The 14,287-nt window shown below is 65.5% G+C and carries 15 protein-coding genes; 9 read left to right on the top strand and 6 right to left on the bottom strand.

Annotation, left to right across the window (positions count from 1 at the left end; translation table 11 throughout):
- The first annotated feature begins 76 nt into the window (after positions 1 to 76).
- The 3 genes from asd (at position 77) to AC6LJY_RS15905 (ending at position 3,580) form a co-directional block, all read left to right on the top strand.
- A complete protein-coding gene (asd, locus tag AC6LJY_RS15915) occupies positions 77 to 946 on the top strand; it encodes an archaetidylserine decarboxylase (RefSeq protein ID WP_498136332.1) in 870 nt (289 codons plus the stop codon).
- 261 nt (positions 947 to 1,207) lie between these two features.
- Complete coding sequence (locus AC6LJY_RS15910; protein WP_498136341.1) at positions 1,208 to 2,362, top strand: alpha-hydroxy acid oxidase; 1,155 nt, start codon at positions 1,208 to 1,210, stop codon at positions 2,360 to 2,362.
- Between the two features lie 51 nt (positions 2,363 to 2,413).
- Complete coding sequence (locus AC6LJY_RS15905) at positions 2,414 to 3,580, top strand: metallophosphoesterase (RefSeq protein WP_498136331.1); 1,167 nt, start codon at positions 2,414 to 2,416, stop codon at positions 3,578 to 3,580.
- A gap of 137 nt (positions 3,581 to 3,717) precedes the next feature.
- On the opposite strand, the gene AC6LJY_RS15900 is transcribed toward AC6LJY_RS15905, so the two are convergent.
- Positions 3,718 to 4,188, bottom strand: a complete 471-nt coding sequence (locus AC6LJY_RS15900) for an Lrp/AsnC family transcriptional regulator (protein ID WP_046806281.1) — start codon at positions 4,186 to 4,188, stop codon at positions 3,718 to 3,720.
- Positions 4,189 to 4,280: 92 nt separating this feature from the next.
- Between AC6LJY_RS15900 and AC6LJY_RS15895 the strand changes: the two genes are divergently transcribed.
- Complete coding sequence (locus AC6LJY_RS15895) at positions 4,281 to 5,477, top strand: MFS transporter (RefSeq protein ID WP_498136330.1); 1,197 nt, start codon at positions 4,281 to 4,283, stop codon at positions 5,475 to 5,477.
- 111 nt (positions 5,478 to 5,588) lie between these two features.
- Here the strand turns inward: AC6LJY_RS15895 and AC6LJY_RS15890 are convergent, their stop codons facing one another.
- Positions 5,589 to 6,410 (bottom strand): MetQ/NlpA family ABC transporter substrate-binding protein, encoded by an 822-nt coding sequence (locus tag AC6LJY_RS15890; protein ID WP_143215294.1) that lies wholly within the window; start codon positions 6,408 to 6,410, stop codon positions 5,589 to 5,591.
- A 108-nt stretch (positions 6,411 to 6,518) separates the two neighbouring features.
- Between AC6LJY_RS15890 and rocF the strand changes: the two genes are divergently transcribed.
- A complete protein-coding gene (rocF, locus tag AC6LJY_RS15885) occupies positions 6,519 to 7,484 on the top strand; it encodes an arginase (RefSeq protein ID WP_185975346.1) in 966 nt (321 codons plus the stop codon).
- 120 nt (positions 7,485 to 7,604) lie between these two features.
- Here rocF and AC6LJY_RS15880 read toward each other — a convergent pair whose 3' ends face one another.
- On the bottom strand, positions 7,605 to 8,345 hold the full coding sequence (locus AC6LJY_RS15880; RefSeq protein WP_498136329.1) for an IclR family transcriptional regulator: 741 nt from the start codon (positions 8,343 to 8,345) through the stop codon (positions 7,605 to 7,607).
- 229 nt (positions 8,346 to 8,574) lie between these two features.
- On the opposite strand from AC6LJY_RS15880, the gene AC6LJY_RS15875 reads away from it, so the two are divergent.
- Positions 8,575 to 9,783, top strand: a complete 1,209-nt coding sequence (locus AC6LJY_RS15875) for an ABC transporter substrate-binding protein (RefSeq protein WP_498136328.1) — start codon at positions 8,575 to 8,577, stop codon at positions 9,781 to 9,783.
- A gap of 64 nt (positions 9,784 to 9,847) precedes the next feature.
- Complete coding sequence (locus tag AC6LJY_RS15870; protein WP_046806285.1) at positions 9,848 to 10,909, top strand: alcohol dehydrogenase; 1,062 nt, start codon at positions 9,848 to 9,850, stop codon at positions 10,907 to 10,909.
- A 63-nt stretch (positions 10,910 to 10,972) separates the two neighbouring features.
- On the opposite strand, the gene AC6LJY_RS15865 is transcribed toward AC6LJY_RS15870, so the two are convergent.
- Together AC6LJY_RS15865 and parS are read right to left on the bottom strand one after the other, a co-directional pair.
- Positions 10,973 to 11,485, bottom strand: a complete 513-nt coding sequence (locus AC6LJY_RS15865) for an RES family NAD+ phosphorylase (RefSeq protein WP_104143936.1) — start codon at positions 11,483 to 11,485, stop codon at positions 10,973 to 10,975.
- Complete coding sequence (gene parS / locus AC6LJY_RS15860; RefSeq protein ID WP_046806287.1) at positions 11,482 to 11,967, bottom strand: type II RES/Xre toxin-antitoxin system antitoxin; 486 nt, start codon at positions 11,965 to 11,967, stop codon at positions 11,482 to 11,484. Before parS ends, AC6LJY_RS15865 begins: the two co-directional genes overlap by 4 nt.
- A 195-nt stretch (positions 11,968 to 12,162) precedes the next feature.
- Here parS and AC6LJY_RS15855 point away from each other — a divergent pair, with 195 nt between their 5' ends.
- Both AC6LJY_RS15855 and AC6LJY_RS15850 read left to right on the top strand, forming a co-directional pair.
- The gene (locus AC6LJY_RS15855; RefSeq protein WP_104143935.1) at positions 12,163 to 12,540 is read left to right on the top strand and encodes a DUF423 domain-containing protein; all 378 of its coding nucleotides are present in this window, start codon (positions 12,163 to 12,165) and stop codon (positions 12,538 to 12,540) included.
- 125 nt (positions 12,541 to 12,665) lie between these two features.
- Positions 12,666 to 13,574 (top strand): EamA family transporter, encoded by a 909-nt coding sequence (locus tag AC6LJY_RS15850; protein ID WP_314355656.1) that lies wholly within the window; start codon positions 12,666 to 12,668, stop codon positions 13,572 to 13,574.
- Positions 13,575 to 13,646: 72 nt separating this feature from the next.
- Here AC6LJY_RS15850 and AC6LJY_RS15845 read toward each other — a convergent pair whose 3' ends face one another.
- Positions 13,647 to 14,285: a glutathione S-transferase family protein gene (locus AC6LJY_RS15845; protein WP_498136327.1), complete on the bottom strand. Its 639-nt coding sequence runs from the start codon at positions 14,283 to 14,285 to the stop codon at positions 13,647 to 13,649.
- Positions 14,286 to 14,287 lie beyond the last annotated feature (2 nt).

Raw genomic sequence — 14,287 nt, 5'->3', positions numbered from 1 at the left:
CCTTGATGCGTCGTTTGCGAGGCGGCCTTCAACCACGTCCCGCTGTCCGCGGGACGCGTTTTTTCAGCGCTCGTAGATGACGATCAAAGACCAACTATTTCTCGCCAGCCAGTATCTTGCGCCCCATCACCTGGTGTCGCGCTTCTTCGGATACGCCTCAGACTGCCGGGAACCCGCGGTCAAGAACTGGATGATTTCGCGCTTTGTCCGCAAGTACGGCGTCGACATGCGCGAAGCGCTGCAAGAAGACCCGTTGGCCTACGACTGCTTCAATGACTTCTTCACGCGCGCGCTGAAAGACGACGCTCGCCCGCTGGACGACGAACCCGGTTCGGTGCTCTGTCCGGCCGACGGCGCGATCAGCCAGTTGGGCGCCATCGAGCAAGGCCGCATTTTCCAGGCCAAGGGCCACAGCTACGGGCTGGTTGACCTGCTGGGCGGCGACGTTGAGCGTGCCGCGCCGTTTCAAGGTGGCGAATTTGCCACGGTCTACCTGTCGCCCAAGGACTATCACCGCGTGCACATGCCGGTGGCCGGCACGCTGCGCGAAATGATCCATGTGCCAGGCCGCTTGTTCTCGGTCAACCCGCTGACGGCGCGCAACGTGCCGCGCCTGTTCGCGCGCAACGAACGCGTGGTCTGCATCTTTGATACCGAGCATGGTCCGATGGCGCTGGTGCTGGTGGGTGCGATGATCGTTGCGTCGATCGAAACCGTGTGGGCCGGCCTGGTCACGCCCTTCAAGCGCCGCGTGAAAGCGGTGCGCTATGACGCCGCCGCGCGCGCGCCGATTCATCTGGAAAAAGGCGCGGAAATGGGCCGGTTCAAGCTGGGGTCCACCGCCATCGTTTTGTTCGGCCCGGACAAGATCCGGTGGGCCGACACGCCGTCGGTGCTGGGCCCGGTGCGCATGGGCGAACTGCTGGCTCTGCCCAAGCATCGTTGAATGCGCTGACCCTGGCCGGGTCTTTCATTAAAAGCGAATAAGTTCGTCGCCATTTATTCGCTTTTCGCAGTCATGCTGCGTCGGTAGATTACGGACTTTCCCAGGTCCAGTCTTCTTCTGACGCCCTCTGCCATGACGACATCCACGCTGACCACGCCTCCTGCCGATACCTCGGCGGGCAACGCAGCCACGACCTCGGCCGCTCCGCCCGCCCCCTCGGCGGCTACTGCCGCACAGCCGCTGCCGCGCGCGCTGGCGCGAATGCTGTCGTTGGACGATTTTGAAGCCGCTGCGCGCCGACGCCTGCCCCGCCCCATCTTCGGCTACGTGGCGGGCGCGGCGGAAGACAACCAATCCCTGCAAGACAACCGACGCGCGTTCGCGCAATACGGTTTTGCGCCACGTGTGTTGGTCGACGTGTCCAAGCGCACGCAGCGCACCGAGTTGTTCGGACGCAGCTACGACTCGCCTTTCGGCATTGCGCCGATGGGCATCAGCGCGCTGTCGGCCTATCGCGGCGACGTGGTGCTGGCCCGCGCCGCGCGCGACGCCGGTATTCCGGCCATTCTCAGCGGCACCTCGCTGATCCCCTTGGAAGAGGTCATCCAGCAAGCGCCGGGCACCTGGTTCCAGGCCTATCTGCCGGGCGATCCGGCCAAGATCGACGCGCTGGTCGAACGCGCCCGGCGCGCCGGCTACGAGACCTTGGTGCTGACTGTGGATATTCCGGTGTCCGCGAACCGAGAAAACAATGTGCGCACCGGCTTCTCTACGCCGCTCAAGCCCAGCTTGCGATTGGCGTGGGACGGCCTGACCCGGCCGCGCTGGCTGGCGGGCACGTTCCTGCGCACGCTGATGGCGCACGGCATGCCGCACTTTGAAAACTCGTTCGCCACGCGCGGCGCGCCGATCGTATCCGCGTCGGTGTTGCGCGACTTCACCGCGCGCGATCACCTCAGCTGGCAGCACGTGGCCCGCATCCGGCGGCAATGGCCGGGCACCTTGATCATCAAGGGCATCCTGCATCCGCAAGATGCGGCGCTGGCCCGGCAGCATGGCGTGGACGGCGTGATCGTGTCCAACCATGGCGGACGCCAACTGGATGGCGCGATCTCGCCGCTGCGCGCGCTGCCCGGCGTGGTGGACGCGGCGGGTGACATGACCGTGATGATGGACAGCGGCGTGCGGCGCGGCGGCGATGTGCTCAAGGCCCTGGCGCTGGGCGCGCGCTTTGTGTTCGTGGGCAGGCCGTTCAACTACGCGGCGGCCGTGGGCGGCCAGGCGGGTGTCGCCCATGCCATCAATCTTTTGCGGGCCGAAGTGGACCGCAACATGGCAATGCTGGGCATCAATAGCGTGCACGAGATGAACGCGGGCTTGCTGTGGCGCGACGCAACGGTTGCCGGCGCGTCTTAAACCCACGGCCCGGCATAGAATGGCGTTTCCCTTGCCCGCCCCGCGCCCGCCGTGTCCCTACGCCAATCCTCGTTCTTCCTGCGCTTTTTGACCCTGGGCGCCCTGGCCCACGTCTATGTGGGCGCGCGCCTGATTCCCGACGCGCAACTGTCCGCCGCCGGCGCCGCCGCCATCATCGGCTTGCTGCTGTCGTGCATCCTGATTCCGTTGGGCATGCTGGCCCGCTCTTCCATCAACCCGCCCTGGGGCGACCGCATTGCATGGGTCGGCCTCTTGGCGATGGGGCTGTTTTCGTCCCTGTTCGTGCTGACCGTCATTCGCGACGCGGCATTGCTGGTGACCTGGGGTGTGGCGTGGCTGGCTAATGCCGACCTGCCCTGGCCCGACGTGCGGCGCTACAGTGCGTGGGCGGTGGCCGGGCTGGCATTGGCGGGCACGCTTGTCGGCTTCTACAACGCGCGCAGCCGGGCGCGGGTGGTCGATGTGGACGTCCCCATCGACGGCCTGCCGCAAGACCTGGACGGGTTCACCATCGTGCAGATCAGCGATGTCCACGTCGGGCCCACCATCAAGAAACGCTATGTGCAAGCCATCGTGGATGGCGTCAACGAATTGCTGCCGGACATGGTCGCCATCACCGGCGATGTGGTGGACGGCAGCGTCGAGCATCTGTCCGATCAGGCCAGCCCGCTAGGAACCTTGCGCGCCCCTTACGGCGTATACCTGGTGACCGGAAACCATGAATATTATTCAGGCGCCACGGCCTGGATTGCCGAATTCCGGCGCATGGGACTGCGGGTGTTGTTGAACGAGCATGCTGTTATTCACCCCTCGGGCCTGCCCGTGGTGGTGGCGGGCGTGACGGATTACAGCGCCGGTGCGTTCGATCCGCAGCAGCGCAGCAACCCCAAGGCCGCGCTGGCAGGCGCGCCGCCCGATGCCTGCGCCCGCATCCTGTTGGCGCATCAACCGCGCAGCGCCGCCGCCGCGCAACCGCTGGGCTATCACTTGCAGTTGTCGGGACACACCCATGGCGGCCAGTTCTTTCCGTGGGGGTTTTTCGTGCGCTTTCAGCAACCCTACACGGCGGGCCTGCATCGCCTGGGCAAGATGTGGGTGTACACCAGCCGGGGCACGGGATACTGGGGCCCGCCCAAGCGGCTGGGCGCGCCGTCCGAAATCACGCGGCTGCGGCTGCGGGTGGCGCGACCGGCGTAGTAAGCCTCGGCCGTCAGGTTCGGCCGTCAGCTTCGGCCATCACGTTTGGCCGCTCCGTTCCGCCGTCCCGTCCCGCCTTCACGTTCTGCCAGCCGCTCGGTCCACCCCCCCTACACGCCGCCCTCTCCCGGTGCTTCCTAGTCCGCCACTTCCGCCGCGTTGTCGGGCAGCGGCCCGCGTTCCAGATAGCTGGTCAGGGCGATATCGCTGGTGGTGTTAGTGATGCCGTCTATCTGATGGATGCGCGCCAGCAGTAATTCCAGCGCCTGCGTGTCGCGCACCCGCACTTTCAACAGCATGGCGCTCTTGCCGGTGATGGTGTGGATCTCTTCCACTTCGGTCAGTTCGGCCAGGCCCAGCACCTGCTGCGTAATGCTCCAGTTGGCGGTGTCCACATGCACGAAAGCCAGCAATGGTCGGCCAATACGCGCGCCGTCCAGGCGGGCCGCGATGCCTTTGATCAGCCCGTCGCGCTTCAAGCGCTTGACGCGTTCATGCACGGCCGGGGCGGAAAGGTTCAATAACTTGCCCAGTTCGGCGTAACTGGGGGTAGCGTCGCCAGCCAGCAGCGTTAATAGTTTTCTGTCGCGATCGTCTAGGTCTGGCATCGGAATCAAGTTCTGCCTTACGGCATTCGAACTTTTATGGAATAAGGAGTTATCGGCGTAAACCCTTATATTATTCCAATAAAATTCGGCACATGCAAAATCCTGGCAATCAAACTTCGAAGCAGGCGTCGCCCGTACCCGCACTGATGTTCGCCGTCAGCGTGGTCGGGTCTAACGGCCTGGCGCTCAGTCCGATACTGACCGATGTGGCGCAGTCCTTTTCAACTTCGGCGTTAACCATCAGCACCGCCATTTCGGCCTACGGCGCAGCCACCGCTGCCAGCGCCTTCTTCCTGGCGGGTCGCATCGACCGCATCGGCATCCGCCGTTCGCTGCTGGGCGCAATGCTGGTGCTGATTGCCGCCCTGCTGCTTTCCGCCACGGCGCCGCACTGGCTGGTGCTGACCGCCGCGCAAGCCTTGGCCGGCGCCGCCGCCGGGGTGATTCTGCCCGCCGCCTACGGGTCGGCGTCGCTGGTGGCGCCCGCGGGCCAAGAGGCGCGCACCTTGGGCCGCGTGATCGCGGGGTGGTCGGTGTCGCTGGTGGCGGGCGTGCCCTTGTCCGCGCTGATCTCGGATGCCGTCGGCTGGCGCGCCACCTATGGCACGTTGGCGCTGTGCGCCACGATTGCGCTGCTTGGCCTGCGCAAGCTGCCCGAGCGTCGCGTGCAGAACGCCACGCCGCTACGCTTGTCGCGGCTGCTGGCGCCGCTGTCCTATCGCGATGTGCCGGTGCTGTTGTTGGCCTGCCTGGCGTTCTCGTCCGCGTTCTATGGCGTGTACGCGTTTCTGGCCGACCACGTCCGGGCGTTGCTGGCGCTGTCGGCCGGCCAGGTCGGCTTCATTGCCTTCGCCTATGGCGCGGGCTTCATGCTGGCGGGTTTTGCCGGCGCGCCGCTGATCGAAAGGTTGGGGCCGCGCCGCGCATTGCCGCTGGCGCTGGCCACGATTGCCTTGGTGTATCTGGTGTTGCTGCCCGCCGCTCACGCGTTGGCGGCGGTGTTGGCGCTTGCCGTGCTGTGGGGCGCGGCGTCGCAGATCAGCCTGAACCTGCTGGTGTTGCTGCTGTCTCGCGCCCGGCCGGAAGAGCGCGGCGCCGTGCTGGGCTTGAACACCTGCACCACCTACCTGGGCGCCAGCGTGGGGACGGCGGTGGCCGGCACGCTGTACACGCATATGGGCTTTGAAGCGCTGGGCCTGTGCGCAGCGGCCGCCGTGGGCGTGGCAGCGCTGGGTTTGCACTGGCGCCTGAACGGGCGGCGCGCAGGTCGGCGCGAGGCTGCGGCGTAGGCGGCATACGGGCTGCCACGCGGTCTGCGACACAAGGGGCCGCACAAGCCGCACAAGCCACACAAGCCACACAAGCCACACAAGCGCCCCCGGGCAGCCGCGCAGGCCACCTTACCAGGGGAAGCTGATCAGGTCGCCGTAAAGACGCTTCAGGGTCGTTTTGACCTCGGGCGAGTTCTGGTAGATCGAAATGAATTTCAACAGGCGCGGGTCCTGCGCCTTGTCGGGCGTGGTCACCCAGCGGATCGCGTAGCGGCGGATGCTGGCCGGGTCCGTATTGTCGAACGCCAGCCCGTCCTTTTCGTTCAGCCCGGCCTGCTTGGCAAACGTGGTGTACGTCACCGACGCTGTCACGTCGTCAAAGGTGCGGGCCGACTGCGAGCCTTCAATCTGCACGAACTTCAAGCGCTTGGGGTTGGCCACCACGTCTTGCAAGGTGGCCTGGTGCGCCACGCCCGGGGTCAGCTTGATCAGCCCGATCGACTCCAGCAGCAATAAGGCGCGGCCGGTATTGACGGGGTCGTTGGGCACGGCAATGGTGGCGCCGTCGGGCACCGTGTCGCCCTTTTTCAGCTTCTTCGAGAACAGGCCGATGGTGGTCGAATAGCCATAGGCAATCGGCGTCAGGTTGGCGCCCCGTCGCTGGTTGAACAGTTGCAGGAATGGCTCGTGCTGAAAGAAGTTTGCATCCACCGAGCCGTCGGCCACGGCAATGTTGGGCAACACCCAGTCGTTGAATTCGACCAGCTTCACGTCCAGGCCTTCTTTCTTGGCCTGGGCAATGGCAATTTCGGTGGCTTCGTTAGCCACGCTGGGAATGACGCCGATGCGCAAGGGCTTTTCCTGGGCAGCGGCGGTGGCGCACAGCACCACGGACAAGGCCGCCACGGTGGCGCCGCGCGTCAACGTTGAAAGCAAGGAATGCAAAAGCATGAGAGCCATCCAGAAGTCATGAAGAATCGGCCGGCGTGATTGGTATCGACGTGACGGCGCAGGCGCTATTGTGCAGCAGCCTGCCAACGCGCGCGTTACTATCCGCCCATGATGAACCCCACCGGAGTCCACCACTTGCACACCCCCGCCAGCTTGCCCACCCAAATCACCCTGATCGGCGCGCCTACCGACATCGGCGCGGGCGCACGCGGCGCGTCGATGGGCCCCGAGGCCCTGCGGGTTGCCAACCTGGGCCCCGTGATCGAGGCACAGGGTTTTGAAGTGATCGATCGCGGCAACCTTTACGGCCCGGCCAACCCGTGGCTGCCTCCGGAAAACGGCTATCGGCATCTGGAGGAAGTGGCGGCCTGGAACCAGGTGGTACACGATGCCGTCTATGCCGAACTGACGCTGAACCGCCTGCCGATTCTGCTGGGCGGCGATCACTGCTTAGGCATCGGGTCCATCAGCGCCGTGGCGCGCCATTGCCGCGAGTCCGGCAAGAAGCTGCGCGTTTTATGGCTGGATGCGCACGCGGATTTCAACACACACGCGCTGACGCCCACAGGCAATATCCACGGCATGCCGGTGGCCTGCCTGTGTGGGTACGGACCGGCGCAGATCACGGGCATGTCCGGTCAGACGCCCGATATCGAAGCCGGCTGGGTCCGCCAGATCGGCATACGCAGCGTGGACCAGGGCGAGAAGCGCCTGGTGCACGAAGCCGGCCTGGAAGTGTTCGACATGCGCTATCTGGACGAAATGGGCATGCGCGCCACCATGGAAACCGCGCTGGCCGGGCTGGATGCCGACACCCATCTGCACGTGAGCTTTGACGTGGACTTTCTTGACCCCGACATCGCGCCCGGCGTGGGCACGACGGTGCCCGGCGGCCCCACCTACCGCGAAGCGCAGCTGTGCATGGAAATGATTGCCGACACCGGCCTGATGCGCTCGCTGGACGTGGTGGAGCTGAACCCCGCGCTGGACGTGCGCAACAAGACGGCCGAAGTCGCGGTGGACTTGATCGAAAGCCTGTTCGGCAAATCGACGTTGATGCGCCGGGGCAGCTGAGGCCCGCCGCCTGAAGCATCCCTGCTGGTGCGCCGCTGCTGCTGCCCCGATGCTGGTGCCCCGCTGCTGGTGCGCCCGCTGCCGACAGCCCGGATGTACACCCCCCGCTGCTAACACCCCCTACCCCGCGCGCGCCCGCCTGATGGCGTCGGCCGCGTCCGTCAGATAGGCCAGGTTCTGATCCCGCCGTTCCCACACGCGCGGGGTCGGGCCGGCCATGCACAGCGCGTACCATTCCCCGCCTAGATCCAGCGCCACGGCAAGCCCCGTCAGGTCAGCCACGCTTTCACCCACGTTGGCCGCCCAACCGCGCGTCTGCACTTGCAGAATGTCTGCCAGCAAGGCGTCGCGCGTGGTCAAGGTCCGTTCCGTGTGGGGGGCGTAGCTGACGCTGGCCAAGACGCTGTCGCGCTCGGCGGGCGGCAGGCGCGCCAGCACCGCCTTGGCCACCGCGCTGGTGTGCAGCGGCCGGCGCTCGCCGGGGCGCGCGGCGTAATGCACCGGTTGCGTGGATTCCACCACGTCCAGAAACACCACGGCGCCATCCTGGATCTTGCCCAGCATGACCGTCTCATTGGCCGCGTCGCGCAATGCCAGCAGATGCGGCCGGACCTGTGCCAGCCAGGGGTCACCCGCCTGTATCAGCGCGCTCATCGCTTGCAGCCGCGCCGTGGGGTAATAGCCGCCGCGCCGCCGCACTTCGTACAGATAGCCGCGCGCCACCAACGTGCGCACAAGCGCCAGGCAACTGGACATGGGCGCGCCCAGCCCTTGTGCCAATTCGGTTAGCGGCATGGGCCGGCGCGCCTGCGCAAAAAGCTCGATCAAGTCCAGCGTGCGGGCTACAAGTTTCACTTCCATGGTGGCGACCCCTGTGCGGATTTACCGTCGCAAAAAGTGCAAATCTGCTAGGTATTCCACTATGTTGACTTTTCATATGGGCGAACCTAAATTCTTGCACAGGAATTATCTTTCACCAATAGGAATTCCTTTTCAGCGGGCCAGAGGTCCGGCTGCCCGTCAGCGGTACCGCGTCAACACCAGAAAATTCAAACCATACGGCCCGGCAAAGGGTCGGGGAGACAGACAGATGCGTATCAAACCCCTGTTGGCGGCCCTGGCCGCCACGATGGCCGCGTGCGCGGCCCATGCCCAGTCGGATGTCGTGCGCCTTGGCGTGTCCAATGACCGTTCGGGCATTTATTCTGACCTTGGCGGGCTGGGTTCCGAAATGGCCGTGCGAATGGCGGTCGAGGATTTCAACGGCAAGGTCGCCGGCAAGACCGTCGAAGTCGTGGGTGCGGACAATCAGAACAAGGCCGATGTGGCCTCGGCACTGGTGCGGCGCTGGTTTGACACCCAGGGTCTGGTTGCCGTGGTGGACGGCGGCGCCAGCTCGGCCGGCTTGGCGGCCCAGGGCGTGGCTCGCGAAAAAGGCGGCACGGCGCTGATCAGCGGCGGGTTTGCCGGAGACTTCAGCGGCAAGCAATGCAGCAACCTCAGCACGCAATGGGCGCCAGACACCTACGCGCTTGCCAACGCCGTGGTCAAAAGCGTGGTCGAAGGCGGCGGCAAGTCCTGGTACTTCATCACCACCGACTACGTATTCGGCAAGTCCCTGGAAAGCAACGCCAGCCGCTTCGTGCAGGACGCGGGCGGCAAGGTGATCGGCAGTACGCGCCACCCGCTGGGGGCCATGGATTTTGCATCGTTCCTGGTGCAGGCGCAGGCATCGAAGGCGGACGTCGTGGGGCTGGCTAGCGCGGGCGGCGACCTGGTCAACCTGATCAAGCAGGCGCAGGAATTTGGGCTGACAGGCGGCAAGCAGCGCCTGCTGACGTTCCTGACCTTCATCAACGACGTGCAAGCCATGGGCTTGCCGGTAGCGCAAGGGCTGACCTTTCCCACCGGCTTTTATTGGGACGCCGACGACGACACCCGCGCCTGGACGCAGCGCTGGCAGAAAAAGATGGGCGTGACGCGCCCGCCTTCCATCGTGCAGGCGCTGAGCTACGTGGCCACCACCCACTATTTGCAGGCCGCCCAGGCGGCGGGCACCTTCGAAGGCGCCGCGGTCAACAAGAAGATGCGCGAATTGCCCATCACCACCAAGCTCATCAAAAACGCCCGCATCCGCCCCGAAGACGGGCGCGTCATCATGGACCTGTATCTGGTCGAAGTGAAAAAGCCCGCCGAATCCAAGTACCCCGGCGACTTCTACCGCATCCTGTCCACCGTGCCGGGCAACAAGGTATTCGTATCGCTGGCCGACAGCGAATGCCCCCTGGTAAAAAAGTGAATATCGTTCCCCCGCGGCCGGGTGTAGTCTGCTGGCTATAAAAAACCACGAAGGAGACCTTTCCATGAAGTGCTATTGCGTTGTGAACTTTCGCGAACCCTTGCAGGAAATGGACGCACCCACGCCGACCCCGCAAGGCACGCAGGTGCTGTTGAAGGTTCGCGCCGCGGGGGTGTGCCACAGCGATATCCACTTGTGGGAAGGCGGCTACGACCTGGGCCAGGGGCGCACCCTGGCGCTGAAAGATCGCGGCGTGTCGCTGCCGCTGACCATGGGCCATGAAACCGTGGGTAGCGTGGCGGCCGCCGGACCCGACGCGCAGGGCCTGTCCAGCGACAAGAATTACCTGGTGTACCCGTGGATCGGCTGCGGACAATGCGCACCGTGCCAGGCGGGCATGGAAAACCATTGCAGCGCGCCGGCCTGCCTGGGCGTGCATCGCGCCGGCGGCTACGCCGACCACATCCTGGTGCCGCACCCCAAATACCTGATCGACATCGGCGACCTGGAACCGGCACAGATCGCCCCCTATGCCTGCTCGGGCCTGACCACTTATTCCGCGCTGAAGAAAATCGGCGCGGACGTATACCGCGAGCACCCCGTGGTGATCTTCGGCGCGGGCGGCCTGGGCTTGATGAGCCTGACACTGATCAAGGCCCTGGGCGGCGCCGGCGCCATCGTGGTCGATATCGACCCGGCCAAGCGCCAGGCAGCCCTGGACGCCGGCGCGCTGGCCGCCATTGATGGCGCCGCGCCCGACGCCGCGCAGCAAATCATCAAGGCCGCCGGCGGCAAGCCGGTGCAGGCCGCTATCGATTTGGTTGGCGCGCCCGCCACGACGTCGCTGGCATTCGACTTCCTGACCAAGGGCGGCAAGCTGATCATCGTGGGCCTGTTCGGCGGCGCGTCGTCGTGGCCCATCGCGCTGATTCCAATGAAGGCCATGTCCATCATCGGCAGCTACGTCGGCAACCTGGCCGAATTGCAAGAGCTGATGGAACTGGTGCGCGCGGGCAAGGTGCCGCCGATGCCGGTGCACCGCCACGCCTTGGCCGAGGCCGACAGCGTGCTGGCCGCGCTGCGGGCCGGCAAGGTGGTCGGCCGCGCGGTATTGACCAACGATTGACGGGCTGGCCGCGCCATGAAAAAGGGAGCCCCAGGGCTCCCTTTTTTTGCCGTTAGGCACCGTTCACGCCGCTTTCAGGCGTGGGTCATAAACGAAACGTTCGCGACGCACCACCACGATGTTCTCCGCGTCCGGGTGCGCCGGGTTGATCAGCAGATTGCAGTCGGGCACCCCGCGATACGGCACGATCGCGCTGGGCAGTTCCAGCACTGCGGACACGCCGGACGCGACCCAGTTATCGCCCACCGTCTGCGAGGCCTCGGCAAACGGCACCGCTTCCCAGAACGGATAGTTGCGCTGCAACTGATCCACCGTGAGCACCTGGCGCGCTTCATGCACGGCGCGTGGCACCGCCACTTCAATCAGGTAACGGTTGGCCTGCTCGGATGCGCGCGCGGCAAAATGCACCACGGTTTCCAGCACCGCCAGCGCCACGCTGGCCGACGTGTAAACCACCGCCGTGCCGGGGCTGTTGTAGCGCCCGCCCACCGCTGCCGCCCCCGCGCCGCTCAGGTCGTCAGCGCGGTATTTTCCCGCCGTGGTGCCAATGCGCCACAGCGAAATGAAGTCGCTCATGCGTACACGCCCGCCGCCGCCCGGGCCAGGGTGTCCTCCACGATCCGGCTGCTGGCGTCGGACGTCAGCAGCGACAAGGGCTTGACGTTGCCCAACGCGGGCACCGGCGTGTTCAGCCATTGCACCGCTTCTTCATCGCTGCCCAGCACCTGTCGCGCCACACGCGCCACCCGGGCCACGCGCGCCAGGCGGTCGGATTCCCCCAACGGCAGCATCTGCCCTTCGCGGGTCCAACGCGACAGCGACGCCGCTTTGACTTCGGTAATGGCCATGATTTCGGACTTGGGCACCTGAAGGAAATCGGCCGCGTCGTCCACCATCTGCGCGGGCAGGCCGCGCCGCACATCGCGCGCCATATCGCTCAGCGGGCTATCCACCAATTCCTGGAACAACTGCTTGGCGCGCGGCACGGCGCGGCGCGGCGGCCGGGCCGACGAGGCGTCACGCTTTTCGGCGGATTTTCCGGTAATGGACAGGGTCATGTTGCGCTCCGGTTGGCGGCTGGGCGGACAGCGGGCGCCGCTCAAAGTCAAACAGGGATGTTCCAAACAGAATTTATAATATCTCATTTGGAATTCGTGTCGCAAGGGCCAAATGCGCCGCTGTTCTGCCGGGCATGCACCGTATTTGGGCATATCATAGGCGGCGTTACACACGAACAACGATAAGGATTGGCAATGACGGACCGGCAGTTGACGATACTTGCGGCGCTTAATCTCATGGTGGCGGTGGGCGCGGGCGCGTTTGGCGCGCATGGTCTGAAGCGGATGCTGACGCCCGAGCTGCTGTCCGTCTGGCAGACCGGTGTGCTGTATCACCTGGTGCATGCGCTGGGCTTGTTCGTTATCGCGCTGCTGGGCGCACGCTTTGGGTCGCCGCTGCTATCTGCTGCGGGGTTGGTGATGTTCGTGGGCATCGTGCTGTTTTCGGGCAGCCTCTACACGCTGTCGCTGACGGGCATCCACTGGCTGGGGGCCGTCACGCCGCTGGGCGGCACCGCGTTCCTGGCCGCATGGGCCATGGTGGCCCTGGCCGCCTATCGCGCCCAGGGCTGAACACGCCAAGTCATTTCGCTGCGCGCCCGGGTTTATCGCGTTTTTAAGCGGCGCCGTTTTTTACCCCGGTTTTTACCCGTTTTTTCTCTAACGGCGGCAGGAAGCGCCGCCTTTGCAGGTTTCCGATGTCTTCCTCGACTGTATTGCCCGCCGCCCGGGAACACTCCGCCTTTGCAGGCATCGCCTGCGTGGTGGGCGGCATCTTCTTTCTTACCCTCAGCGACGCCAACGCCAAATGGCTGGGCGCCCACTACAACCCGCTTCAGATCCTGTTCCTGCGCGCCCTGATCGCGCTGCCCTTCGTCACCGCGCTGGCTTTGTGGCTGGGTGGGCGCCGCGTCATGCGCACCGCGCATCCCGGCTTGCATCTGCTGCGCGGCGCAATCAACGTCGTGTCGGCCTGTTGTTTCTACCTGGGCTTGCGCGCACTGCCCCTGGCCGAAGCCACCGCCATCGCATTTGCCGCACCCTTGTTCGTGACGGCGCTGTCCGTGCTGATCCTGAAAGAGCGCGTCGACGGCAAGCGCTGGCTGGCGGTGCTGGCCGGGTTCGTGGGCGTGCTGATCGTGGTGCGCCCGGGCTCGGATGCCTTTCAGGCGGCCACGCTGTATCCGCTGACCACAGCCTTGCTATACGCCGTCATGATGATTACCGCGCGCGGCATCAGCCGCGCCGAAGGCATGTTGACAACCACGTTCTATATCGTGCTTGGGCAATTGATTTGTAGCGCGGTGGGCTTGCCGTGGGTGTGGCAGACGCCGGCCGCCGAACACCTGCCCTACTTCGGCGGCATCGCGCTTTTCAGCACATTGGGGCTGGCATTGATCACGCAGGGTTTCCGGATCGGGCCGGCATCGGTCGTTGCGCCGTTCGACTACACCGGTCTGATCTGGGCCACGATCCTGGGGTGGATCTTCTGGCGCGAAGCCCCCGACGCCTACGCTTATCTGGGCGCGCTGATCATCGCCGGCAGCGGCGTGTACATCGCAGTGCGCGAAGCCCGCGCCAAGAGCCGGCGGCGCGGCAAGGCCTGATAGGCCCGGCGCCGCGCGTTCTTCAAGATCCAGCGGCCCGCCACCCGGCCACCAACCCAGCGATGCGACGCGCTATTCGGTCGGCGCCGGGAAATGCCGCCGCAGCACCCGCGCCACATTGGGTTCCTGCGCGGCCTGTCGCGCCACGGACGTCAACGCCGGGCATTCGGCCTGGAACCATGCCTGCCCCGGCCGCCAGTGCGTCATGACCGTCACATACAGGTCCAGCGCCGAGAAGCGCCGCCCCAGCATATGCGGCGCACCGGCCTGCTGCTCCAGCTCTTTCCACAACTCGGCGCGCCGCGTATGGATGCGTTCCCGCAGCAGATCCGCCCCGGCGCCTTCGCCCGCCCATTGCGCGGGAATGTCGCCATAGGTGAACGTCGGGTATACCGCGGCGACCAGCCGCAACAGCAGATTCAGGAAATGCGCTCGCTCGGGCTTGTCGGCGGCCGGCACCAGGCCCGCTTGCGGCGCCACATCCTGCAGATGCAGGATCATCGCGGCGCTTTCCGTCATGACCTCGCCTTCGGGCGTGATCAGCGTAGGCACCTGTCCCAGCGGGTTCAGGGCAAGCAAGCGGTCGCGCTCGGGGCCGGGCTTCAGGTACGGCACGTCCGTCAGCCTGTGCGGCACATTGGCCAGCACCAGCGCCATTTCCACAATGGCCGACCCGCAGCCGGCTGACCCGATCAATTCGTACGTCTTCATCG

Source organism: Achromobacter sp. RT286_PF (assembly GCF_059760425.1).
The sequence above is the reverse complement of the archived record's forward strand: the minus strand, read 5'-3'. Positions and strand labels throughout refer to the sequence as shown.

What these genes read in the sequence shown, in the direction of transcription:
- asd (WP_498136332.1), top strand. Translation starts at nt 77, where the DNA reads ATGACGATCAAAGACCAACTATTTCTCGCCAGCCAGTATCTTGCGCCC.
- AC6LJY_RS15910 (WP_498136341.1), top strand. Translation starts at nt 1,208, where the DNA reads ATGCTGTCGTTGGACGATTTTGAAGCCGCTGCGCGCCGACGCCTGCCC.
- AC6LJY_RS15900 (WP_046806281.1), bottom strand. Translation starts at nt 4,188, where the DNA reads ATGCCAGACCTAGACGATCGCGACAGAAAACTATTAACGCTGCTGGCT.
- AC6LJY_RS15895 (WP_498136330.1), top strand. Translation starts at nt 4,281, where the DNA reads ATGCAAAATCCTGGCAATCAAACTTCGAAGCAGGCGTCGCCCGTACCC.
- AC6LJY_RS15890 (WP_143215294.1), bottom strand. Translation starts at nt 6,410, where the DNA reads ATGCTTTTGCATTCCTTGCTTTCAACGTTGACGCGCGGCGCCACCGTG.
- rocF (WP_185975346.1), top strand. Translation starts at nt 6,519, where the DNA reads ATGATGAACCCCACCGGAGTCCACCACTTGCACACCCCCGCCAGCTTG.
- AC6LJY_RS15880 (WP_498136329.1), bottom strand. Translation starts at nt 8,345, where the DNA reads ATGGAAGTGAAACTTGTAGCCCGCACGCTGGACTTGATCGAGCTTTTT.
- AC6LJY_RS15875 (WP_498136328.1), top strand. Translation starts at nt 8,575, where the DNA reads ATGCGTATCAAACCCCTGTTGGCGGCCCTGGCCGCCACGATGGCCGCG.
- AC6LJY_RS15870 (WP_046806285.1), top strand. Translation starts at nt 9,848, where the DNA reads ATGAAGTGCTATTGCGTTGTGAACTTTCGCGAACCCTTGCAGGAAATG.
- AC6LJY_RS15865 (WP_104143936.1), bottom strand. Translation starts at nt 11,485, where the DNA reads ATGAGCGACTTCATTTCGCTGTGGCGCATTGGCACCACGGCGGGAAAA.
- parS (WP_046806287.1), bottom strand. Translation starts at nt 11,967, where the DNA reads ATGACCCTGTCCATTACCGGAAAATCCGCCGAAAAGCGTGACGCCTCG.
- AC6LJY_RS15855 (WP_104143935.1), top strand. Translation starts at nt 12,163, where the DNA reads ATGACGGACCGGCAGTTGACGATACTTGCGGCGCTTAATCTCATGGTG.
- AC6LJY_RS15850 (WP_314355656.1), top strand. Translation starts at nt 12,666, where the DNA reads ATGTCTTCCTCGACTGTATTGCCCGCCGCCCGGGAACACTCCGCCTTT.
- AC6LJY_RS15845 (WP_498136327.1), bottom strand. Translation starts at nt 14,285, where the DNA reads ATGAAGACGTACGAATTGATCGGGTCAGCCGGCTGCGGGTCGGCCATT.